Origin of the sequence: Treponema berlinense (genome assembly GCF_052273165.1) — a bacterium.
GTDB lineage: Bacteria > Spirochaetota > Spirochaetia > Treponematales > Treponemataceae > Treponema_D > Treponema_D berlinense_A.
This window is the reverse complement of record NZ_DAVZIU010000031.1, coordinates 1-21,285: the sequence shown is the minus strand read 5'-3', so window position 1 is coordinate 21,285 and position 21,285 is coordinate 1. Positions and strand designations below refer to the sequence as shown.

Annotated in this window: 18 protein-coding genes; 7 read left to right on the top strand and 11 right to left on the bottom strand. The window is 38.1% G+C overall.

Annotated features, from left to right (window positions below; all coding sequences use genetic code 11):
* Positions 1-106: 106 nt before the first annotated feature.
* From ACT6XC_RS08725 to ACT6XC_RS08710, 4 genes are all read right to left on the bottom strand, one after another.
* Positions 107-1,573, bottom strand: a complete 1,467-nt coding sequence (locus ACT6XC_RS08725; RefSeq protein WP_443741512.1) for an SPOR domain-containing protein — start codon at positions 1,571-1,573, stop codon at positions 107-109.
* Between the two features lie 11 nt (positions 1,574-1,584).
* Positions 1,585-2,097, bottom strand: coding sequence for a hypothetical protein (locus tag ACT6XC_RS08720; RefSeq protein ID WP_443738365.1), 513 nt, complete (start codon positions 2,095-2,097; stop codon positions 1,585-1,587).
* A gap of 143 nt (positions 2,098-2,240) precedes the next feature.
* Complete coding sequence (gene rpsD, locus ACT6XC_RS08715; RefSeq protein ID WP_078931204.1) at positions 2,241-2,834, bottom strand: 30S ribosomal protein S4; 594 nt, start codon at positions 2,832-2,834, stop codon at positions 2,241-2,243.
* A gap of 431 nt (positions 2,835-3,265) precedes the next feature.
* Positions 3,266-4,801: a carbon starvation CstA family protein gene (locus ACT6XC_RS08710; protein ID WP_443738366.1), complete on the bottom strand. Its 1,536-nt coding sequence runs from the start codon at positions 4,799-4,801 to the stop codon at positions 3,266-3,268.
* Positions 4,802-5,111: 310 nt separating this feature from the next.
* On the opposite strand from ACT6XC_RS08710, the gene ACT6XC_RS08705 reads away from it, so the two are divergent.
* Genes ACT6XC_RS08705 through ACT6XC_RS08685 form a run of 5 tightly spaced genes read left to right on the top strand, consistent with a single transcriptional unit; the run spans position 5,112 to position 11,240 of the window.
* Positions 5,112-6,614, top strand: a complete 1,503-nt coding sequence (locus ACT6XC_RS08705) for a polysaccharide biosynthesis protein (RefSeq protein WP_443741511.1) — start codon at positions 5,112-5,114, stop codon at positions 6,612-6,614.
* 18 nt (positions 6,615-6,632) lie between these two features.
* Positions 6,633-7,835 (top strand): DegT/DnrJ/EryC1/StrS family aminotransferase, encoded by a 1,203-nt coding sequence (locus ACT6XC_RS08700; RefSeq protein ID WP_443741510.1) that lies wholly within the window; start codon positions 6,633-6,635, stop codon positions 7,833-7,835.
* Positions 7,825-9,954 carry a xanthine dehydrogenase family protein molybdopterin-binding subunit gene (locus ACT6XC_RS08695; protein WP_443741508.1) on the top strand — a complete coding sequence of 710 codons (2,130 nt, stop codon included), beginning with the start codon at positions 7,825-7,827 and terminating at the stop codon, positions 9,952-9,954. Before ACT6XC_RS08700 ends, ACT6XC_RS08695 begins: the two co-directional genes overlap by 11 nt.
* 4 nt (positions 9,955-9,958) lie before the next feature.
* Positions 9,959-10,450: a (2Fe-2S)-binding protein gene (locus ACT6XC_RS08690; RefSeq protein ID WP_288583550.1), complete on the top strand. Its 492-nt coding sequence runs from the start codon at positions 9,959-9,961 to the stop codon at positions 10,448-10,450.
* Complete coding sequence (locus ACT6XC_RS08685) at positions 10,437-11,240, top strand: FAD binding domain-containing protein (protein WP_443738370.1); 804 nt, start codon at positions 10,437-10,439, stop codon at positions 11,238-11,240. Before ACT6XC_RS08690 ends, ACT6XC_RS08685 begins: the two co-directional genes overlap by 14 nt.
* On the opposite strand, the gene queA is transcribed toward ACT6XC_RS08685, so the two are convergent.
* From queA to ACT6XC_RS08650, 7 genes are all read right to left on the bottom strand, one after another.
* Complete coding sequence (gene queA, locus ACT6XC_RS08680; RefSeq protein ID WP_443741507.1) at positions 11,233-12,288, bottom strand: tRNA preQ1(34) S-adenosylmethionine ribosyltransferase-isomerase QueA; 1,056 nt, start codon at positions 12,286-12,288, stop codon at positions 11,233-11,235. The genes ACT6XC_RS08685 and queA overlap by 8 nt on opposite strands.
* A gap of 40 nt (positions 12,289-12,328) precedes the next feature.
* Positions 12,329-13,375: a Holliday junction branch migration DNA helicase RuvB gene (ruvB, locus tag ACT6XC_RS08675; protein ID WP_443738372.1), complete on the bottom strand. Its 1,047-nt coding sequence runs from the start codon at positions 13,373-13,375 to the stop codon at positions 12,329-12,331.
* 3 nt (positions 13,376-13,378) lie between these two features.
* Entirely contained in the window at positions 13,379-13,987 is a 609-nt protein-coding gene (gene ruvA, locus ACT6XC_RS08670; RefSeq protein ID WP_443741506.1) for a Holliday junction branch migration protein RuvA, read from the bottom strand.
* 9 nt (positions 13,988-13,996) lie between these two features.
* A complete protein-coding gene (gene ruvC / locus ACT6XC_RS08665; RefSeq protein WP_443738374.1) occupies positions 13,997-14,608 on the bottom strand; it encodes a crossover junction endodeoxyribonuclease RuvC in 612 nt (203 codons plus the stop codon).
* A gap of 58 nt (positions 14,609-14,666) precedes the next feature.
* Positions 14,667-15,407, bottom strand: coding sequence for a YebC/PmpR family DNA-binding transcriptional regulator (locus ACT6XC_RS08660; RefSeq protein WP_443738375.1), 741 nt, complete (start codon positions 15,405-15,407; stop codon positions 14,667-14,669).
* Between the two features lie 106 nt (positions 15,408-15,513).
* Entirely contained in the window at positions 15,514-17,721 is a 2,208-nt protein-coding gene (locus ACT6XC_RS08655) for a TIGR03545 family protein (protein WP_443741505.1), read from the bottom strand.
* On the bottom strand, positions 17,721-18,233 hold the full coding sequence (locus tag ACT6XC_RS08650) for a TIGR03546 family protein (RefSeq protein WP_443741504.1): 513 nt from the start codon (positions 18,231-18,233) through the stop codon (positions 17,721-17,723). The genes ACT6XC_RS08655 and ACT6XC_RS08650 overlap by 1 nt, the downstream gene beginning before the upstream one ends.
* A 67-nt stretch (positions 18,234-18,300) precedes the next feature.
* On the opposite strand from ACT6XC_RS08650, the gene ACT6XC_RS08645 reads away from it, so the two are divergent.
* Both ACT6XC_RS08645 and hisS read left to right on the top strand, forming a co-directional pair.
* The gene (locus ACT6XC_RS08645; RefSeq protein WP_443741503.1) at positions 18,301-19,428 is read left to right on the top strand and encodes an N-acetylneuraminate synthase family protein; all 1,128 of its coding nucleotides are present in this window, start codon (positions 18,301-18,303) and stop codon (positions 19,426-19,428) included.
* A 212-nt stretch (positions 19,429-19,640) separates the two neighbouring features.
* Positions 19,641-20,948: a histidine--tRNA ligase gene (gene hisS / locus ACT6XC_RS08640; RefSeq protein ID WP_443741502.1), complete on the top strand. Its 1,308-nt coding sequence runs from the start codon at positions 19,641-19,643 to the stop codon at positions 20,946-20,948.
* Positions 20,949-21,285: the final 337 nt, after the last annotated feature.

The following is a 21,285-nucleotide window of genomic DNA, read 5'->3' as shown; positions in this document are numbered from 1 at the left end:
GAATTTGTTTGTCTTTAAAATAATGAAGGCTGTCTCGTACTTTTGAGACAGCCCCGACAAACACTTCGTGTCCCTCCACCCCGGCGTAGCATATTTTTTTGAATTTTTATTTTATTTTTCTAAGAAAAGCATCCTTAAATCCGTAAAATTCAAACCGCTCTTTAATCATACCAAATTCATCCGCATTAAGAGGTCCGACAAGAATTCTATAAGCATTTTTATCTTCCTGTTTAATTAAAGCAAGCGGATATTTTTTACCATATTTTTCTGTAAGGTTTGCAACATTTTCTTCGTTAGAAAGGGTTGCAATTTGAAGATAGTACATCCCCTTTTTAAGCTCAGCATCTGTCGTTAAAAAACTTTCAAAATCAGAGATTTTGGCATTTTCTTCCGCTACAGAAACTCTTTCATCATTCTCATCTGTCTGTTCAGGAACAAAAACTTCTTTCTGAGTCTCATTTTCAGATTTTTCTTCAATATTTTTATTTTCTGTTTCTGGCGGATTAAGAGCAGAAGGGGTAAGCACTATCGGAGCATATTCTTCTGCCACTGTATCTTCTGCAAGAGAAACGTTTTCTGAAGTTTCAGTATCATCAACATTCACAAGAGCTTCAGTTTCAAAATGCTCAGACTGCTCTTTATCTTCTGTTACACCGCTATTAGTTTCAGTTTCTACATTTTCAATATATCCAGAAAAACTTTCTGAGTCAGCAGGATCTTCTTTAGACTCCAAGTTTTCCAGTTTCTCTTCGTCAACAACTTCAGATTCCGCCTCTTTCTGAGATTCAGGAGCAGGAGCATCGATTTTTTCAGAATTATCTTCTTCGGAAGAATTTTCTGTATCTTTATCTTCTATTTCAGAAAGTTCTTCGCTTTCTACAGACTCAGAAAGATCTTCTTCCTGTTCGTCCGTCGGAGTTTCAGATTCTTCATCAAACGAATCGGCGTCAAAAACTTCAGAATTTTCATTTTCAATATCTTCTGGTTTTTCTTCCAGACCTTCAGGTTCGGCTTCAAGCTCAGTATTTTCTTCTACCAATTCTCTACTTTCTGACTCTACAGTTTCCTTATCATCAACAGGAGTTTCACACTCATCAAGTTCAGAATCAGTTTCCGAAGATTTATTTTCTTCAACTGGAGTTTCAGTTTCTTCGAATTCCACCGCATCATTAATTTCTTCAGATTCAGAAACATTTTCTTCACTTTCTTCTGTCAAAACAGCAGTTCCAGAAACACTTTCATCAATACTTCCAGTGCGTCTGGTAATTTTTACCTGAACATTCGAGTCTTTTTTTATCAAAAGTTTTTCGGCCGCTTCTGCAGAAAGCAAAATTGCAACGCCCTCTCCAGAATCAATCGAACCCAAAACAAGGACGTCAACAGTCGTACCGTTAGCAGGATTTGTTACAGTCACGCTGTCGCCAGGCAAATAACCTATAGTCTTTGCAAATAAACCTTTCGGCATTTCACCTTCTTCGCAGACAACTGCCCTTCCGTCAACAGAAGGCCTAGCAGCCGCAAAAATCGTTGCTACAGTAAATACAGCAAATACCAATGAAAGAATTTTTTTCATATCCGTCCCCTTTATTTTAAACTCTTTAATGTTGAACTAACTTTAGCCGCAACAGAACTTGCAAATTTATAAAGTTCAGCTTCGTTGTCATTAGTTGCATCAACTTTTTCAGGAAAAATACTCCCGTCAGAAATAATCTTTCCAGTTTTTGGATTATAATTTTTCCAACTTACGCTTTTTACAGAATTTGGCAAAAGAGCAGTGGCACTATTTGCAGTTTTTTCGTCGTATTTTATTTCAAGCCTGACAAGAACATCCATTCCGCCAAGCAAAGTGTCGGCAAGAGCCCTTTTCAATTCAGCAAAATCCGACTGAGAATCTTCTTTTATAAAAACAGGCGAATTTGAAACAATATGTCCTGATTCAAAGAAAAAATCGGACAAAGCCTGCTCAAAAAGGTTCGACACGGCAAAAACCGTATCAAACCCAGGATTATTCTGAACCACCTGAAAATTGATGTTTTTAGAATAAATCGCTGAAAGAAAAAATAAAAATGTAAAAGCAAAAAGTAATTTTTTTTTCATCTCTTTATAAATATCGGAAAAGAAAAATTCAATGTTTAGTTTTTTAGAATTATTTTAGAATTAAAATCAATAAAAAAAAATCATAAGACATAAAAAAAAACCGCCAGCAAAAAACTGACGGTCTTAAAAAGTAGCCGGTTAAACTACTTTGAGTAGTATTCAACTACCATCTGTTCATTAATCTGTACAGGGATTTCTGCACGGAGTGGAAGACGTGTAAGTTTTCCAGAGAACTTCTCTTCATCGCGTTCAAGATAGTCAAATTTTGCCTTTGTATCTGAAAGCCATGATTTTTTGAACTGTTCGCTCTTCTGTGCTTTTTCAACCAAAGAGATAACCTGTCCAACTTTTACAGAGTATGATGGAATATTGATTTTTACTCCGTCTACTTCAATGTGGCGATGAGAAACCATCTGACGAGCCATACGGATTGAACTAGCAAATCCAAGGCGGTAAACAAGGTTATCAAGGCGTGTTTCAAGCGAAACAAGCAAAGCAACACCAGTCATTTCTGATGATTTTGTTGCCAATTCAAAGTAACGGCGAAGCTGGCGTTCAAGAATACCATAGTAAGCCTTTACTTTCTGTTTTTCGATCAAGTGAAGACCATAGTCAGAAGTTTTCTTTGATTTCTTAAAAGCCGGTGCCCCTGCTCTTTCCATAGCCTTTGGGTGTCCGCATACGTTTACACCAAGTCTTCTACATTCCTTAAAACGAGGACCTTTTTTTGTAGCCATTTTAATGCTCCTGAAAAATCATCAAGTGTAAATTTCCACTAGCCGCGCAGAAACTGTAACTTGATTTTCAAAGTTATGTACTGTCTAGAGGGAAGCTAAACAGTTTTTATATACTATCAAATTCTTTTTTTTTAGTCTAGTTGATTTTTACTTCTGTGCTTAATTTATTTCAAAGTAAATAATTGGAGCATATTTCATGTCTTATCCGGCTCTTACTGCAAGTCCTCCTCGCTTTGCTCGTCCGGTCTTTCCGTGGCGATCCGGGCTAGCAAAGAAAGTAAAAACAAACATAAAGATTTCAAAAAAAGCCCTGTACATTCTATAAAAAAGAACATACAGGGCAATTCAAAACTTCAGACTGCAACATTTATTACAGTCGGCCTGTTCAGAATATTTTCTAAAAACTTTAGTTTTCAGAAAAATCTTCCAGTCTAATGTTCAGCTTTACGGCTAATGTCTACTTTTTGTTGTCTTTCAAGACTCTTTGCAGGATTTCTGTAAGTAGTAAGCAAGAAAATTGCAAGGAAAACACAGGCAACAACAACGCCACCAACATAAGAAACCGTAAGACCTGTTACACCATGCGCTCCAAGGTTAAAACATTCTGGAGCATAAAGCAGGTAAGTAATACTTACAGCAGACATAAATGTCGCAGGAACAACAGTAAGCCAGCAGCGGTTTGGATTTGGACCGTAGTTTGTCGCAAGGTAAACAGAAGCTGCCCAAAGAACAATCATTGCCAAAGTCTGGTTAGACCAAGAGAAGTATCTCCATACAACATTGTAGTTGATAAATGAAATTCCATATCCAATCAAAAGAAGCGGAACCGCAACAGAAAGACGAACACGGATTTTTTTCTCATCAAGTTTAAACCAGTCAAAAATTGTCATTCTGGCACCGCGGAATGCTGTATCACCGGAAGTAATTGGACATACAATTACACCAAGCAATGCGATTGGACCGCCGAATTTTCCAAGAAGGGCAACACACATGTCATAAACAGAATTTGAGTTTCCTCCACCAATAGCTTTCAAAGCGGAAAGTCCAGTTCCTGCGCCGTCTTTATTCCAGAAGAATGCAACTGCAGCAGCTGCCCAAATCAAGGCAATAATACCTTCAGCAACCATTGCACCGTAGAAAATCTTGCGTCCCTCACGTTCGCTTTTAATACAGCGGGAAACAATTGGAGACTGAGTTGCATGGAAACCAGAAATAGCACCACAGGCAACTGTAATAAACATCAGAGGCCAAATCGGGCGAACACCAGTAACTTTTCCAGTCACACTGTCTACAGTTCCAGGGAACAGGTTTTTCAGTGTAAGTTCCATCATTGGTCGCTCACCAGAATGAATAATTGTTCCTATTGCAATACCAATTGCCATTAAAATAAGCAGGATTCCGAACAAAGGATAAACACGACCAATAATCTTATCGATTGGAAGGAGTGTTGCCAGGAAGTAATAAATAAGAATTATTACAGTCCAAACCTTTATATCAAGCCATTCAGGAGTAAGGCGAGCAAGAAGACCAGCAGGTCCTACCATAAATACAACGCCGACCATTACAAGAAGAACAACTGAGAATACACGCATTACATTGTGCATTAAAGGACCAAGATATTTTCCAGTAACTTCAGAAATAGAAGCACCGTCGTTTCTTTCAGAAAGCATACCAGACATAAAGTCGTGGACAGCCCCAGCTAAAAGAGTACCACAGACAATCCAAATGTAAACGCTAGGTCCCCACATGGCTCCAGAAATCGCGCCAAAAATAGGACCAAGACCTGCAATATTCAAAAGCTGAATTAAAAAAGCCTTTCCAGTAGAGATAGGAACATAATCAACACCATCAGGATTAGCAACAGCAGGAGTTGCATGATCGTTTGGTGCAAAGATTTTTTCCACGATTTTGCCATAGATCATATAACCTACAATCAAAATCACCAGCGCAGCAAAGAAAGTTATCATAAAAATACCTCCAGATAAACAATCTACAAACTGATTTAAATGCCGTTAAAAAATTAATTTTACTGCGGTTATTGGGTTATTGTCCGAAATCGGCGCAAAAAATTTCTTAAACAGCACTTTTTAGAAATTGACATAAGGCTCGTCAAAAAGGCGAACTTTTATCCTACATCGATTAGTCTAAATCCACTTTTTGTATTTGTAAAGAAATTTAAAATTTAATCTATGCAAACAAATTGAAAAAAAAATCATACTTTTATCTGAATATTTTTGTCTAATTGTAAATCTGCACTGTTAATGATAAAATTACCCTATGCTGCAGAAAGTTGATTCTAAAATTTACATTATTGGCGCGGGTTTTGCTGGACAGATGATTGCCCGCGATTTGATGCGTAAAAAAGTTTTTGGTTCGGTGGCGGCATTTTTAGATGATGAAAAAAAACTAATTGGAACTTCAATCGAAGGAATCCCAGTATTAGGCTCAATTGCGGAAGTTGCAAGCCTTGTAAAATGCGGTCCCTTGGACGAAGCAATAATTGCAATTCCAAGCGCGCCGACAGAAAAAATACGAGAAATTTACGAAGCCTTAAAAAAATGTGGTTTTGCTCGCATCAGAATTCTTCCGAGTGTAAGCCAAATTATTGACGGCAAGGCGCATTTCGTACAAACAAGAGAAATAGATCCTCTAGATATATTGGGACGGACACCTGTCATAATTCCACTTCATCAAAGTTTAAAATATCTTCGCGGAAAAAGAGTCTTTATTACAGGAGCTGGTGGCTCAATAGGTTCAGAACTTGCAAGACAGCTTCTTTCTGGTGGTGCGGAACGGCTCTACCTTTTTGGACACGGAGAAAATTCAATCGTACAGATTTACAGAGAGCTTCATGTTTTGCAGCAGGAAGGGGTTGGAGAAAAAGCAACCGTAGTTCCGATTATCGGAGACATGAAAGACCGTGAATACGTAGACTACATAATAAAAAATACCCGGGCAGACGTGATTTTTCATTGCGCAGCTTATAAGCATGTTCCAATGATGGAAGAAAATCCGGTTGCTTCCATCGAAAACAACGTTTTTGGAACTAAAAATCTTTTGGATGCAGCGTTAAAAAACAATGTTCAGCGTTTTGTGCTTATTTCGACAGATAAGGCTGTCAATCCAGTGAGCGTTTATGGAGCAGGAAAAATGCTCTGCGAAAAACTCATTCTTCAATATTCAAAAAAAGCAAATTCCTCACAAAAATTTATGTTTGTCCGATTCGGAAACGTACTCGGATCAAGAGGCTCAATTCTACCTTTATTTCAGGAACAAATAAAATCAGGCGGACCGGTAACAGTTACAGACAAAAATATGGAACGCTATTTTATGACAATTCCAGAAGCCTGCTCTTTGGTTCTCGAAACAGGAGGAATCGGAGAAAATGGAAAATCTTATCTATTGGATATGGGAGAACCTATAAAAATTTACGATTTGGCAGAACAAATAATTAAATTTTCGGGACTTAAACCAGGACGCGACATTGAAATTAAAATAATCGGTTCGCGCGAAGGCGAAAGAACATTTGAACCATTGTGGCTAAAAGAAGAAAATCCTAAAAAAACCGAATATGAAAAACTCCTTGAACTGAAAAACTTGGAATTTGGAGATAAAAAGCTCGATCAGCTTCTCGAAAAACTTGAACCTGTATGCTTTTTCAATTCAAAGAACACAGAAGCGTTCAGAAACAAAGAACTTCTTCTAAAATATCTCAGAGAAGACGTTCCAAGCCTTGACGAATATTACAAAACGACAAAAACTACTTTAGGTTATCTATAAAAATTACGGCAGGTGTGTATGTCAGAATTAAAAGTTCCTTTTTTTAAGCCTTCATTTTCGCAGGAAGAAAAAGATGCAGTTTGCAGTGTTATTGATTCAGGCTGGCTTACGACAGGAAAAGTAACGCACGACTTTGAAAAAGAATTTGCTGATTTTTTAGGATGCAAACACGCTCTTGCAGTCAATTCAAATACAAACGGAATGATTCTTGCTATGGAAGCCTGCGGAGTAAAAAGCGGAAGAGCCATAATTACAACGCCCTACACCTTTGTTTCGACCGCCGCCAGTGCAGTTCATCTGAATGGAGACGTTTATTTTGCAGATATTGAAGAAAATTCATATTCAATATCGCCAGATTCAATCAGGTCTGTTTTGGAAAAACTCAAAAAAGACGGAAAAATAGAAACTGTTGCTGCAATTGTTCCAGTTCACATTGCAGGAAATTTGTGCAATATGAAAAAAATCTGTGCCATTGCAAAAGAGTATTCAACTCCACAAAACAAAATTTTCGTCATTGAAGACTGTGCCCATTCATTTCCAAGCAAAACAAAAGACGGCTATGCAGGAACCTTAGGCGACGCAGGAATATTTTCTTTTTATGCGACAAAGACAATCACCACTGGCGAAGGCGGAATGGTTACAACAAACAGCGATTTTCTTGCAAAAAGAATGAGCCAGATGAGGCTTCACGGAATGGACAGAGATGCCTGGGATCGATACACAAGCGACAAGGCTTCTTGGGAATACGACATTATAGCTCCAGGATTTAAGGCAAATCTTCCAGACATTTTGAGTGCAATCGGCCGGGTTCAACTAAAAAAAGCAGAATCGTTTGAATTTAAAAGAAAAAAAATCGTTGAAAAATACAATAAAGCTTTTACAGACTGTGATTTTTTGACTTTACCTCCGGACGGCGAAGGAAACGCCTGGCATCTTTATCTGATTCAAATAAATCCTTCAAAATTAAACTGTACAAGAAATATATTTGCAACAGAGCTTCAGAAAAGCGGACTTGGAATTTCAATGCACTTTATTGCAATCTTCCATTTTTCGTACTGGCAGAAAAAATATCCCGACTTTAAAGCGGAAAATTTTCCAAATGCCGAGCACCATTACCAAAATACGATTACACTGCCTCTTTGGCCTGATATGAGCGAAGAAATGGCTGATTACGTCATAAAAACAGTAAAATCTACTGGAGAAAAGTTCCATGTGCGCTAAAAGAAAAACTCTTCCAAAAAACACACTCATCTTTTCAGACGAATTTTATTCGGACATTTTTGAAGATGATATGCTCTACGCTTCAGTCGTGCGCAGTCCTGTTCCAAAAGGGCGAATCATAAAAATTCTAACGGAAGAACTGCCAGAAGGCTATAATTTTTACAGTCGCGAAGACCTTCCGTTCAAAAAAAACATAAAAATTTCAGGAACTAATATTCCGATTTTCTGCGAAAAAGATATTGACTACACAGGTCAGGCAATAGGAATAATTACGGGTTCAAACAAAAAGACTGTGCGGATTCTGAGCAAAAACATAAAAATGAATATTGACGAGCATTTTTACTACGAAGAAAAAAATGAAAACTCAAATATTCTTGCACAACGCGAAGTAAAATACGGTCAGGACTACGAACTTCAAGAAGAAGACGCTCTGATTGAAGAAGAATGGGAATCCGACATAAATTTTCAAAATTACACCGAAACAAATGGAGTTTTCTGCTGCATAAAAGGTCAAAACCTCTATGTTTCTTCTCCAAACCTTTGGATTAGCAATTTAAGAAAAAATCTTTCCGAGGTAACAGGTTTTCCAGAAGAAAATATCTACATAACAAGAACAAAAATTCTTTCAAAGACGACGGACATCATCTGGCTCAACACCTTAATTTGTTGTCAGTGCGCCCTCGCCTGCATAAAACTCAAAAAACCAGTCAAACTTGAATTTACAAGAACCGAACAGCAAATTTTTGCAGAAAATACATCTTCAGTAAAAATCAGGCACAAAACCGCTGTTGCAAAAAACGGACTCATAAAATCTATGGACATTTTAATTCACGTGAATGCTGGAGCATACAATCCTTTTGCACAGGAAATTGCCGACAGACTTGCAATCGCCGCAATCGGAGTATACAAATGTCCAAATATAAAAATTACTTCAAACATTTACAAAAGCCACTCAATTCCCTCATCGATCGATTTTTCAATAATCGCTTCAAAAGCATTTTATGCCGTGGAGAATCAGATGAATAAAATTTCCCGCGAAACAGGAATTGACCCTCTTGAACTGCGTATTTTAAATCTAAAAATCGAAGACAGGCACAACCGCTCAAAAATCATTCTCGAGACAGGAAAATCAAAAGAGGCTCTCGAAGCCATTTGCCGAACTGGAACTTTTTTACGAAAAAATGCGGTTTACAAAATGGAAGACACTTACAGATTTACCCACGACAACGCTTCTCCTTACGCACCGCCACTACGAGGAATCGGGCTTGCCTGCGCTTACGAAGGAACTGCCTACCTCGGTTCAAATTTTATAAAAAAGAATCTGAATATTGAACTTTCCTACACAAAAGACCAAAAACTTTATATCCGCGGAATGCCGAGCTCAAAAAATGTATGGCAAATCTGGCAAAAAACCGCTTCCGAAATTACTGGACTTCCTGCCGAAAACATTTTTTTGAACACAAATTACAGCATTGACTCAGAACCAGAAAATCCACAGACGACAAACGCCTCAATTTCAATCAATTCTGTTCTTATAAAAAAAGCCTGCGAAGCCTTAGTTCGAAAGCTTGCAAAAAAAACAGAAACGACAGATGCAGTATTTCCAGTGACAATAAAAAAGAATTTTTCTGTAAATCCTAGAAAAAGCTGGGATTTAGAAACGTTCAGCGGGTATCCGTTTTCTTCCACAAGTTTTGCCGCAATGATTGCAGAAATTGAACTTGATTCTGCTTCTTATTCACCGCAACTGCGTGGAATCTGGTTTATTGCCGATGCCGGAAAAATTTTAAATCCTCACGCGGCAGAAACTTCACTCAAAAATTCAATTCAAGAAGGATTGAAAGAATTGGTTGAAGATGATGAGCTTTCAGTATCTTCAATTTCAATTCAATTTATGCAGTCAAACGATGAGCCAAAACAACTTGGTGACATTGCAGCCTCTCTTTTGCCAGCGGCTTATGCCTCTGCCCTTTCTCAGGCTGTCGGAAAAACAATTACGAATATGCCAGTTCAGACGGATACGGTTTTTAAGTTCACAAAAAGTCTGAAAGAAAACTGGAAAAAACAAAAAGAAGCAGAAGAAAACAAAAATTCAGAAGAAACGACGGAGTTAAAATAAAAAAATGAAAATTCCTGTAACAATAAATGGAAAAAAAATCATTCTTGATGAAAATCCGGACGAAAAACTGCTTTTCGTACTAAGAAAGCAAAAACTGATTTCTGTAAAAATCGGTTGCGAAGCAGGAAAATGCGGTTTTTGCACAGTTCTTCTTAACGACAAACCTGTTTCAAGCTGTCTGATTCCCGTTGGAATCGTAAAAGACTGCACAATAGAAACACTTGAATATTTTTCTAAATCAAAAGAATATAAGGACATTGAAACAGGTTTTTTAAAAGCCGGAATGAATTTGTGCGGATATTGCAATTCGTTCAAGTATTTTTCGGTTTACAGGCTCTTAAAAGACAATTACCGTCCGACAAAAGCCCAGTTAATTGAACTTACGACGGAAGATAAATGCGCCTGTACGGAACAGGGAGTTTTTATGAACGGAATTCTTTATGCAACCGCAGCACGGCACGAACGCGAAGGAAGAAAAAAGAATGTTAAAATCTAAGCAGATTTATTACGCAAAGACACTGAACGATATTTTTTATCAAAAAAAATCGATAAAAGACATTCAGCTTATGAGTGGCTGTACACAAGACAAAAAACTTCCAGAAATTTCACTTTGCGTCCGCAATATTCGCGAATTAAATTACTCAATAAAACATGAACGTTTTTTTGAATTTGGTCCGGAAATTACACTTTCACAGATTCTCGAAATCGATCCGGCAAAACTTCCATCTGTTTTTTACGAAGCCGTAAAGTCAATTGCAAACACAAACATTAGAAATATTGCAACCCTTGCTGGAAACATCTGCGCAAAAAACTACAGGTACACGCTCTTTGCTCCGCTTGTCGCTCTTGACGCAAAGCTTGAATTAAAAAGCGAAACGGAAACAATTTACCTTCCAATGACAAAATTCAGCGAAGTTCCTGAAAATTTTGTTCTTTCAAAAATAATTCTTCCGCTTGGAGAGTGGGAAGTTGCCGTTTTTAAAAGACTTGGGCCTGCCCACCTTATAACCGAAAATTCCGCTTCCTTTGTTTTTCTTGCGGACACTGTAAAAAATCAAATTGCAAATCTCAAAATAGCATTCGCAGGACCTTTTTCTCTGCGTAGCCTTGAGCTCGAAAACAGGCTTTTAGGAGCCAGTCTTCCTTTGAGCGAAAACACGATCCTCGATTTTGTAGAAGCGGCAGAAAAACTCTACGACGAAATCTGCCAAGACAAGCAAGTTCCGCCGATTCTGAGAGCGCAGTTTTTAAATCTCGTAAAATATTCACTTGAACAGCTTACTTAATAAGCATGCAGTCACCGTAAGAAAAAAAACGATACTTTTGTTCCACGGCTTTTTTGTAGGCATTTAAGATATTCTCACGGCCAGCAAAGGCGCTCACAAGCATAATCAGAGTACTTTCTGGAGTATGAAAATTCGTAAACATTTGGTTTACACACTTAAACTTATATCCTGGATACATAAAAATACTTGTTGCACCAGAACCGCCTTTTACAAAACCTTTTTCGTCTGACGCCGATTCGAGGGTCCGGACGGAAGTTGTGCCGACAGCAAGAATCGGACGCCTCTCTTTTTTTGCACGGTTTATTTTTTCAGCAACATCGAAAGGAATAGAATAGACTTCCTTGTGCATCTTGTGCTCTTCAATATTTTCAGAACGGACAGGAAGAAAAGTTCCAAGTCCGACATGCAAAGTTACAAAACAGCGTTCGATTTTTTTTGCATCAAGCTTTTCAAACATTTCCTGGGTAAAATGCAACCCGGCGGTCGGACAAGCAGAACTTCCAGTTTCTTTGGCATAAATTGTCTGGTAACGTTCCGAATCTGTATCATCGTCTTCGCGACGAATATACGGAGGAAGCGGAATATGTCCGTTTTTTTCAAACCAGTTGTCATCAAGAGGAATTTCAAACTTTACAGTACGGAATTCAGAACCTTCATCACCTTCATTTTCTATAATCGTTCCGACTGTTCCGTCAAAAAAAGAATATCTGTTTCCAGGTTTTACTTTTTTTGCACCTTTTACCATCGTATGCCAGATTTTTAAGTCTGGAGTCATCTGATTTAAAAACATAAATTCCTGCTCACGTCCACCCTGCCCTTCTTTTTCGCTCATTTTTATTCCATAGCAGCGGCTTCGGCGAACTTTAGAATTGTTAAAAATCATCAATGTGTCTGGAGAAATTAAATCTGGCAAATCTTCCATTTTTAAATGCTGAACTTCGCCAGTTTCGCGGTTTAAAAGCATAAGCTTGTCCTGACCGCGAATTCCAGACGGTTTTTGAGCAATAAGTTCTTCAGGTAAATCAAAATTAAAATCACTAAGTTTCATTTTTTATATTTCTCCAATAAAAATCTAATTTTTATAAAAATTAAAACAAGGAAGCCTGTCCATTTGAATTATCTTTTGCTTTAAGACCGAGATGCTCATAGGCTTTTGAAGTGACAATTCTTCCGCGCGGAGTCCGCTGAATAAGACCGCATTGAATCAAATACGGCTCATAATAATCTTCAAGAGTGTCCTGCGCCTCTCCAATGCTGATTGCAAGAGTTTCTGCGCCAACAGGACCTCCACCAAATTTTTTAATTATGGAAAGAAGAATTTCCCTGTCGTATTTTTCAAGTCCAAGGCAGTCAATTTCCAAACGCTTAAGACCTTCTTCGACAATTTTTAAGGTGATTTTATTATGGCCTTCAACCTGAGCAAAATCTCTCATACGGCGCAAGACACGGTTTGCAACGCGTGGAGTTCCACGGCAACATTTTGCCAAAAGAAGAGCCGCATCATCATCAATTGAAACTTCAAGAATACCTGCGCTGCGATGAATAATCGAAGAAAGCTCCTTTTGAGTATAAAATTCAAATCTGGGAATAAAACCAAAACGGCTTCTTAAAGGGCTGGAAACCGAACCAGCCTTTGTCGTTGCGCCAACAAGAGTAAAAGGAGGAATTGGAATTCTGACAGTTCTTGCCGCCGCGCCCTGCCCGATAATCCAGTCAAGTTCAAAATCTTCCATTGCAATGTAAAGCATTTCCTCGATTGCAGGTTTTAGACGGTGAATTTCATCAATAAAAAAAACAGTCCGCGGAGTTATAGTTGAAAGAATTCCTGCTAAATCCTTAGGTTTGTCCAAAGCAGGAGCGCTCGTAACCTTAAAATCAACGCCAAGCTCGTGAGCTGTAATTTGAGCGAGAGTTGTTTTTCCAAGACCAGGAGGACCGATTAAAAGAAGGTGATCTAATGGTTCTTCGCGAAGTTTTGCCGCCTGAATAAAAGTAAAAAGATTTTTTTTAACAGACTCCTGCCCAAGAAAATCTGACAAAAATTGAGGCCTCAGGGAATTTTCCTGAATCTCATCGTCTTTTAAGTCCGCTCTTACAATTGCCGAAAAATCTGTTTCGCTGTCAATGCTGTCCATAATCTACGCAAGCTCCACAATTATTTTTCTAAAAATCATATCTTCTTTTTCTTTTTGAGATTTTCCGTTAAAGTCTGGCTCAAGTTTTGAAGAAAGTTCAGCAACCTTCTGTTCAACAGTTTTTCTGTCATATCCCATGCTCACAAGCGAAGAAATAACATCTGAAAAAACGCTAGACTTAGGAACGGTAAATGTCTGCAAATCTTCGTGCAAAGTAAGCTTACCTTTTAAAGCGAGCATCATTTTTCCAGCAGTTTTTTTGCCGACTCCAGGAATTTTTTCCAAAAGGGCGACATCTCCGCTTTCAAGAGTATCCATAAGAGTTGAAGAAGGAGCGCTGCTCATAATTTTTACAGCTCCCTTAGGACCGACGCCATCAACTTTAAGCAAATCAAGAAAAAAAGAACGCTCGTTTTCGTTTGCAAAACCAAAAAGCGCAAAAACAGTATCTGTATGCTGCATCCACGTAAAGATTTTAGCTTCCGTGCCAACAGGCGGCAAAAGGTCAAGATTTGAATCTGGAATATTTATATCCCATTCAATGCCGTTATTCTCTAAAAAAAGCTGTTTTGGAAATTTGCCGGTAATTGTTCCAGTAATAGAGTTGAACATAATTTTATTCTAGCAGATTTTTAAATTGTAATGAAGATGTGTTATTGCGCCTGCAAGAGCATCAGCCGCATGGTCTGGTTTTGGCTCAGTTTCCAAACCAAGAAGAATTTTTACATATTTTTCGACAAGTTTTTTGTCCGACTTTGTAGTTCCTGTAACAGCCTGTTTTATTTGATTCGGTTTATATTCTGACAGAGGAATACAATTTTGTGCGACAATCAGCGTACAAACACCTTTTGCCTCCGCAACAGAAATTCCTGATGTAATATTCTTTACAAAAAACAGTTCTTCCATTGAAGCTTCTGTCGGTCTAAATTCATCAATCACAGCCTGCAAACTTGAAGCGATTTTTAAAAGCCTTTGAGAAAGACCATCTGTACTTTTTGTCGTAATGCAACCGTAACTTACCATTCTGTAGCGACCGTTAAAAAAATCAACTATTCCAAAACCAGTGTTTGCAAGACCAGGATCAATACCGATTACACGCCGGATTTTAGGCAAATCCTTAACAGGAGAACTTTCAGTTTTTTCAAAAATTTTTGTTCCAGGCAATTCTTCAAACTTTTTCAAAATAAAACCACACTGAAAAATATTTTTTACACAGCAAAAATCATAAGCCATAAAAAAACCACGGGAAAGCCCGTGGTTTTGCAAAACTTTGATTAAAAAGTTTTAAGGATTACTCCATTTCAAAGTCTTCTGGATATTCTGCTGTGTGGTAAACGTTCTGAACATCATCGTTATCTTCAAGACGGTCGATAAGTTTCTGAACTTTTGCAGCAGTATCCTTGTCAACAGAAGTGTAAGCATCTGGAACCATGCCAACATCAGCAGAAAGAGTTTCAAAACCTTTTGCAGCAAGAGCATCTGCAACAGCAGAGAATGCATCTGGAGCTGTAGTTACAGTAATAACTCCATCTTCGTTTACAATGTCGTCTGCGCCAGCTTCGAGAGCTGTTTCCATAACTTCGTCTTCGTTTACTTTTTCAGCATCAAGCTCGATTGTACCTTTACGCTGGAACATGCGACTTACAGAACCAGAAGTTCCGAGGTTTCCGCCGGCTTTTGTAAAGATATTGCGAACATCTGCGGCTGCACGGTTGTGGTTGTCTGTAAGAACTTCAACCAAAACAGCAACTCCGCCTGGAGCATATCCTTCGTATACAAGTTCTTCGTAAGATGTTGCACCGTCTTCACCAGTACCTTTTTTGATAGCACGTTCGATGTTATCTTTAGGCATGTTAGCTGCACGAGCCTTAATGATTACAGTACGGAGACGTGGGTTTGAGTTTGGATCTCCACCACCCATTCTTGCGGCAATTGAAATTTCCTTAATAAATTTTGTGAACAGTTTACCGCGTTTAGCATCTGCAATACCTTTTGCATGTTTAATGGTTGCCCATTTACTGTGTCCTGACATGATAACTCCTATAAAAAGCCAATATTTTGGCTTTATAATATACAAACAAATTTAGATTTTGTAGTTTAACATAAAACAAAACTGTTATCAACAGCATATTAGCATTTTATTTTTTCAATCCTTTTAAGAAAGAACTTGCAGCATTTGAAGCGGCTTGAGAAGCCTTATTTTTTGCAGCATCACCCGTTTTTTTCTTAAGTTCAGACTGTTTTTGATTAAGTTGTTTTGAAATAGAATCAAAACTGTTTTTCTGACCGTTAAGTTTTGCAGAAATATCGCCAAACTGAGAAATATATTTTTTTGCAGTTTCTGAAGAAGCAATCTGCTCATTCAATTTTACAGCCACATCTTTTTTTACATTTTCAAATTCGGCATTTGCAACGCTAGAAATTGCATCTGCAAGAAGAGCATCAAAATTCGTATCAAGTTTTAAACCAACGCCTGATTTTTCGCTAAAAGAAAAACCAGCTCCAAGATTAAGAGACTTTATTGATTTTAGCGCGGTCGTGTAAATTCTCGTTGCAGTTTCTGAGCCAAGTTCTCCGCCAGTTACGGTCGCAGGATTCATATTAAGTCTTGCATTTCCAGAAAAACTAAAATCCGAATCCGCAGTAATGGATGCGCTGACCGTCGATTTTCCTTCAAATTTTGGAATAACATCCGAACCACCTTTTTTTGACAAATCGAGAGTCAAAGGGAAGTTACTTCCAGAATATCCGGCTTCAACAAGATGCGCTTTTGTTCCTGTTCTTGCATCAACCGTAAGATTAGCATTGTGAACGCACTGACTTTTCTTTACACTGCCCTTTACAATCCAAGGTTCGCCGCGCTTATTCATATCGCTTGAAATATTTGTGGCAAAAAGTTCAATTCCGCTACCAGAACCATGAACTTTTTCGATAAGAAGCTTTGGAACAGTGTCTTTTTTCCAATAAACGTAACGACCAGCAAAACGTTTGCTTTCTTTTTTTGCCTTTTCGACTGCTTTTTTATTGGCCTTTTCTTTTTCTTTAGACTTTGCCCCCGAAGCCTTCATTGAAGAAGCATAAGAAATCAAATCTTTTAAATACGGATAATATTGACCTAAAAGCGCGTATCCTGCCTGGTTTATAGAATCGTTCAGAGCCGACTTTGCTTTTTTTGGATCAAGAACAGAAATCTGGGCAGAAAGAAGATTTTTGTCAGAAGCAATTGAATCTTCAAGTTTTTTCTGCAACTGCTTTATTTTTTTCTGATCACTTTCAAAAGAAGAAAGAGTTGTTTCCATATCAGCCTTTGCTTTTTTTACGGTAGAACCAGCTTCTTCAATCTGTTTTAGGAGAGAAGGAATTTCTGCTGGAGTTACCTTAGAAACATTCAAATTTGAAAGTGATTTTGTTGCATTCTGAACTTCTTCAACACTCTTTTTTAACTCATCGGGTTTATTTTTCCAGTTTTCAACAAGAACCTTTAATTCTTCTTCGACTTCTTTTGCAACTTTTTGCGACTGGAGATTTTCCTTTACATTTTCTGCAATTGCCGTCGGATCATACATTGTAAAAAGTTCCGTAATTGCTTTTTTTGCAGCGTCTGGATCAGTTCCGATTTTTTCTTTAAGAGAATCATAAAAACCTGTCGAATCGCTTTTCTTTGCCTTTTCTTTTTTATCTTTCGGTTTTACGGCAAGTTTTCCGCTCGTTTTTCGCTCTGTTCCAAGCTCAATTCCAGTAATTTCGATATTTTGAGCATGAAATTTTGCCTGCAAAAGATTTGTCAGATTGAAATTTAAATCAAGCCGTTTAAATTCAAAAAGATTTTTAAATTCATCATCGCTCGAAGCCTGGGCAAAGTTTTCGATGGTAACATGAGAATCAAAAAACTGAATATCTACAGAACCTACATCGCACTTTGCGCCAAAAATTCCCTGCATTCCGCTTCTAATCGCGATTTTTGCAACAGGATTTTTAAAAATAGTTACTGTAATTCCAAACGCAGCAATTACGGTGGCAACCGCAATAAAAGGAACAATTTTTATTCTGCCTTTGTTTGCCTTAATCTGTTTTGAAAGAAGCTTAAGGCGCTTTATTTCTTTTTTTGTAAATTCACTTTCAGCAGGAACACAAAGAACGTCCCTGCCTTTTTTGTCTTTCGACTGCTTAAAAAGTGAAGAAACATAAGTTTTATCGGCAGGAACATAGAGTTTTTTTTCTATTTTACCTTCAAACTTTTTAGAAGAATATGCTTTTTTAAAAATCGAAGGAAGTTTTGAGCGCGGATATTTTTTTTCGATTTTTGGAGACTTTGTTTTTTTTATTTTTTTAGTTTTTTCAGCCATTACCGCTCTCCCGCCATTGAAGCAATTTTAGAAATTAAAGGAAGTTTGTTGATAACTTTGAATATTTTTGAGTTTCGAATAAAGTCCGCCGCGTATTTTCTCCATACAAAAACAAGAAGTCTTGCAAATGCATAAAGAGGAATATACAGAAGAATTCCGCACAAAAAACTTCCCATTACGACAGTATTGTTGAATTTTGTGAATGCGGCAAAAGGAATTTCGATAAGACGCGCAAAAAAAGGAGCAAGCGAAGGAAGCGTCAAAAACCAATATCCGATGCTGTCAAAAAGACCGTCAAAAGCAGGCGAAACAGCAGAGCCGAGCAAAATCATTAAAAGATAAGAAGGTTTATTTATCCGTACAAAAAGAATAAAAACCAGGACCAAATACCATAAAAGATTATTCTTTGGCATAAGACCAAGAATTGCACCGCAGGCAAAAGCATGTGCGATTTCGCCAGGATTTACATTGCCGTTAAAAGCCTTTAAAAGTTTTATAAGTTTCTTTAACATTCTTTCATTTTACCACAACAGTTTAAAATGTTACAATTAAATAAAAAGAATAAAAAACAGGACTTTTATGAGAAATTCTACTTTTATAATTGCAGAAATCGGAACAGCACACGGCGGAAATTTTGAAAAAGCCGTAAAACTTATGGACGCAGCGATTGAAGCCAGAGCGGACGCCGTAAAGTTTCAATGGGTTTATGCTGACGAAATTTTGCATCCAAACACAGGTTTTGTAGAGCTTCCTGGTGGAAAAGTGCGGCTTTACGACCGTTTTAAGGCTCTCGAAGTAAAAAGCGAATTTTTCAAAAAATGCAGTGATTACGCCCATTCAAAAAATGTAAAATTTATATGCTCACCTTTTGGACTAAAATCTCTTGAAGAACTTTTAAAAATTGAGCCAGACTATGTAAAAATTGCAAGCCCGGAACTAAACCATTTTCCGCTTTTAAAAGCACTTGCAGAATACCGCAGCGAACAGAAAAAAAACGGCAAAAAAATAGTTCCTGTAATAATTTCAAGCGGAGTTTCCGAACTAAAAGACATTCAAAACGCGATTGATATTTTGGGAACAGAGAAAATTACACTTTTGCACTGCATAACTTTTTATCCAGCTCCAGAGGATGAATACAACCTGCGCGTAATAAAAACTCTCAGCAAAAAATTTGGAATCGACTGCGGAGTCAGCGACCATTCCCTCGATCCTGTTCTGGTTCCCTGCATTGCGGTAAGCCAGGGCGCAAAAATGATTGAAAAACACATAACCTTAAGCAAAGAAACAGACGGACTTGACGATCCTGTAGCGCTTACAGCAGAACAATTCGGATTTATGTGCCACACAGTTCATCAAAGTGATGCAGTTCTGAGGCATTACGGAACAGAAAAAGGCGAAATGGAAATAATCAGGCAGATGGGCGAAACTTACGGAAAAGAGCGCGTCGAAAAAATTTTGGGAAGCGGAAAAAAAGAACTTGCACCTTCCGAAAAACAAAACTACGGACGCACAAACCGGAGCCTGCATTTTTTAAACGACATGAAAGCCGGTGAAAAAATAAAAAAAGGAGATGTTGCGGTTTTGCGGACAGAAAAGATTCTGACGCCAGGAATAAGCCCGAAGTTCCTTGAAGAAATTACAGGAAAAACACTCAAACACAAAGTAAAAGCCGGCTCTGGCGTTAATTTTGAAGATTTTGCTGAATAAAGGCCAAAAAAAAGAACACGAAACGACAAAAAGGTGCGGACAAAAAAACTGTTCATGAAGGAACAAAGTCTAGCCCGTGCCGAAACAGCGCGCAAGCGTCCGCAAAGCGGATGAAGCGGCAGCGTAACTGTGCAGGAACGGTCGCAGGCAGGAAATGCGCTCCAATTTTTTTTGTTTGTATAAAGTGCTTTTTTTTTGTATCATATTGAATTATGGCTAATCTAATTCAACCGCGCGTGCTTAAAGGCTTCCGCGACATTTTACCGGAAAATGAAATTGAACGTTCCGGACTTATGGAAAAAATTACAAAGGTTTACCGCTCATACGGTTTTGTTCCTATCGACACTCCGGTTCTCGAATATTCTGAAATTCTTTTGAGAAAATCCAACGGTGAAACAGAAAAACAGGTTTTTAGATTTTTGGACAACGGAAAACGTGATGTTGCCCTGCGTTTTGACCTGACTGTTCCTTTTGCGCGTTTTACAGCAGAACACGAAAGCGAGCTTTATTTTCCTTTTAAAAGATATCATCTTTCAAAGGTCTGGCGTGGTGAAAAACCACAAGCTGGACGTTACCGCGAATTTATACAGTGCGACATTGACACGGTAGGCTCGGATTCGGCTGCGGCTGATTTTGAAATTCTGAGCATTATGCGCGCAGCACTTGCGGAAATTGGAGTAAAAGACATTACGATTCACGTAAACCACCGCGGAATTTTTAACCGTTTTCTTGCAAAACTCGGCGTTGCAGAAAAATCAGAAGACATTTTGCGTTCAGTTGACAAGCTTGCAAAGGTCGGAAAAGAAGAAGTAAAAAAAGAACTTGTTGAATATACACAGTCCGAAGAAAAAGCAGACCAGATTTTGACATATATTTCCGGCTCTACCGACTTTGACTCAACTTTGAACATGATTGAGCAGATGGCAGGCGGAGAAGACAGCGACAGCAAGAGAATGCGCGATATTTACAATATGATGAAGGCGGCAGGAATTGAAGCAACTTACGTTTTGGATCCTTCGATTACGCGCGGACTTGATTATTATACTGGTGTTGTTTACGAAACTTTCTTAAATGAACTTCCCTCTATCGGCTCAGTTTGTTCCGGAGGACGCTACGACAACCTTGCAGGCCTTTACACAAAAACAAAACTTCCAGGCGTAGGAGCTTCAATTGGTCTCGACCGTCTTCTTGCAGGGCTTGAGCAACTTGGAAAAACAGGCAAAAAAGGAAGCTATCTCGATGTAGAAATCTACTGCATGGATAAATCGCTTGCAGTTCACTATCAGGGAGTTGCAGAAAAATTGCGTCAAAAAGGAATCAACGTAGAAGTTTTTCCAGAAGCAAAAAAAATGGCGCAGCAATATGCAGTAACAGATGCAAAGACCGTTCCATGGGGAATTTTAATCGGAACAAACGAAGCTGAAAAAAATATTTTGACATTAAAAAAACTTGCCACACGCGAACAGTTTGAAAATTTGACGGTTGAACAGGCGGCAGAAAAAATTCTTTCAGAAAAATAGTCTTGGATAGTTTTATCTGATAAAAAAGCAAAACATATGGGAGATAAGATAAAAACCGCCGAAAATAGTGTCTGTTTTTATCTTTAAAAGTTTGCGTTGCAAACTTTCTTATCATCGGTTGTTTCTCACTTCGTTGCGAAACAACTTAAAAAGTCAATGGTAAAACTTCAGTTTTACTATTGACTTTTTATGGGAGAAAACATGGGATTTTTAAAAGATAAAGTTGCAATCATAACAGGCGGTGGAAAAGCGGTTTTGAGCGACGGAAGCTGCGGTTCAATCGGATACGGAATTGCCACAGCATACGCAAAAGAAGGCGCAAACCTTGTGATTACAG

What these genes read in the sequence shown, in the direction of transcription:
- ACT6XC_RS08725 (WP_443741512.1), bottom strand. Translation starts at nt 1,573, where the DNA reads ATGAAAAAAATTCTTTCATTGGTATTTGCTGTATTTACTGTAGCAACG.
- ACT6XC_RS08720 (WP_443738365.1), bottom strand. Translation starts at nt 2,097, where the DNA reads ATGAAAAAAAAATTACTTTTTGCTTTTACATTTTTATTTTTTCTTTCA.
- rpsD (WP_078931204.1), bottom strand. Translation starts at nt 2,834, where the DNA reads ATGGCTACAAAAAAAGGTCCTCGTTTTAAGGAATGTAGAAGACTTGGT.
- ACT6XC_RS08710 (WP_443738366.1), bottom strand. Translation starts at nt 4,801, where the DNA reads ATGATAACTTTCTTTGCTGCGCTGGTGATTTTGATTGTAGGTTATATG.
- ACT6XC_RS08705 (WP_443741511.1), top strand. Translation starts at nt 5,112, where the DNA reads ATGCTGCAGAAAGTTGATTCTAAAATTTACATTATTGGCGCGGGTTTT.
- ACT6XC_RS08700 (WP_443741510.1), top strand. Translation starts at nt 6,633, where the DNA reads ATGTCAGAATTAAAAGTTCCTTTTTTTAAGCCTTCATTTTCGCAGGAA.
- ACT6XC_RS08695 (WP_443741508.1), top strand. Translation starts at nt 7,825, where the DNA reads ATGTGCGCTAAAAGAAAAACTCTTCCAAAAAACACACTCATCTTTTCA.
- ACT6XC_RS08690 (WP_288583550.1), top strand. Translation starts at nt 9,959, where the DNA reads ATGAAAATTCCTGTAACAATAAATGGAAAAAAAATCATTCTTGATGAA.
- ACT6XC_RS08685 (WP_443738370.1), top strand. Translation starts at nt 10,437, where the DNA reads ATGTTAAAATCTAAGCAGATTTATTACGCAAAGACACTGAACGATATT.
- queA (WP_443741507.1), bottom strand. Translation starts at nt 12,288, where the DNA reads ATGAAACTTAGTGATTTTAATTTTGATTTACCTGAAGAACTTATTGCT.
- ruvB (WP_443738372.1), bottom strand. Translation starts at nt 13,375, where the DNA reads ATGGACAGCATTGACAGCGAAACAGATTTTTCGGCAATTGTAAGAGCG.
- ruvA (WP_443741506.1), bottom strand. Translation starts at nt 13,987, where the DNA reads ATGTTCAACTCTATTACTGGAACAATTACCGGCAAATTTCCAAAACAG.
- ruvC (WP_443738374.1), bottom strand. Translation starts at nt 14,608, where the DNA reads ATGGCTTATGATTTTTGCTGTGTAAAAAATATTTTTCAGTGTGGTTTT.
- ACT6XC_RS08660 (WP_443738375.1), bottom strand. Translation starts at nt 15,407, where the DNA reads ATGTCAGGACACAGTAAATGGGCAACCATTAAACATGCAAAAGGTATT.
- ACT6XC_RS08655 (WP_443741505.1), bottom strand. Translation starts at nt 17,721, where the DNA reads ATGGCTGAAAAAACTAAAAAAATAAAAAAAACAAAGTCTCCAAAAATC.
- ACT6XC_RS08650 (WP_443741504.1), bottom strand. Translation starts at nt 18,233, where the DNA reads ATGTTAAAGAAACTTATAAAACTTTTAAAGGCTTTTAACGGCAATGTA.
- ACT6XC_RS08645 (WP_443741503.1), top strand. Translation starts at nt 18,301, where the DNA reads ATGAGAAATTCTACTTTTATAATTGCAGAAATCGGAACAGCACACGGC.
- hisS (WP_443741502.1), top strand. Translation starts at nt 19,641, where the DNA reads ATGGCTAATCTAATTCAACCGCGCGTGCTTAAAGGCTTCCGCGACATT.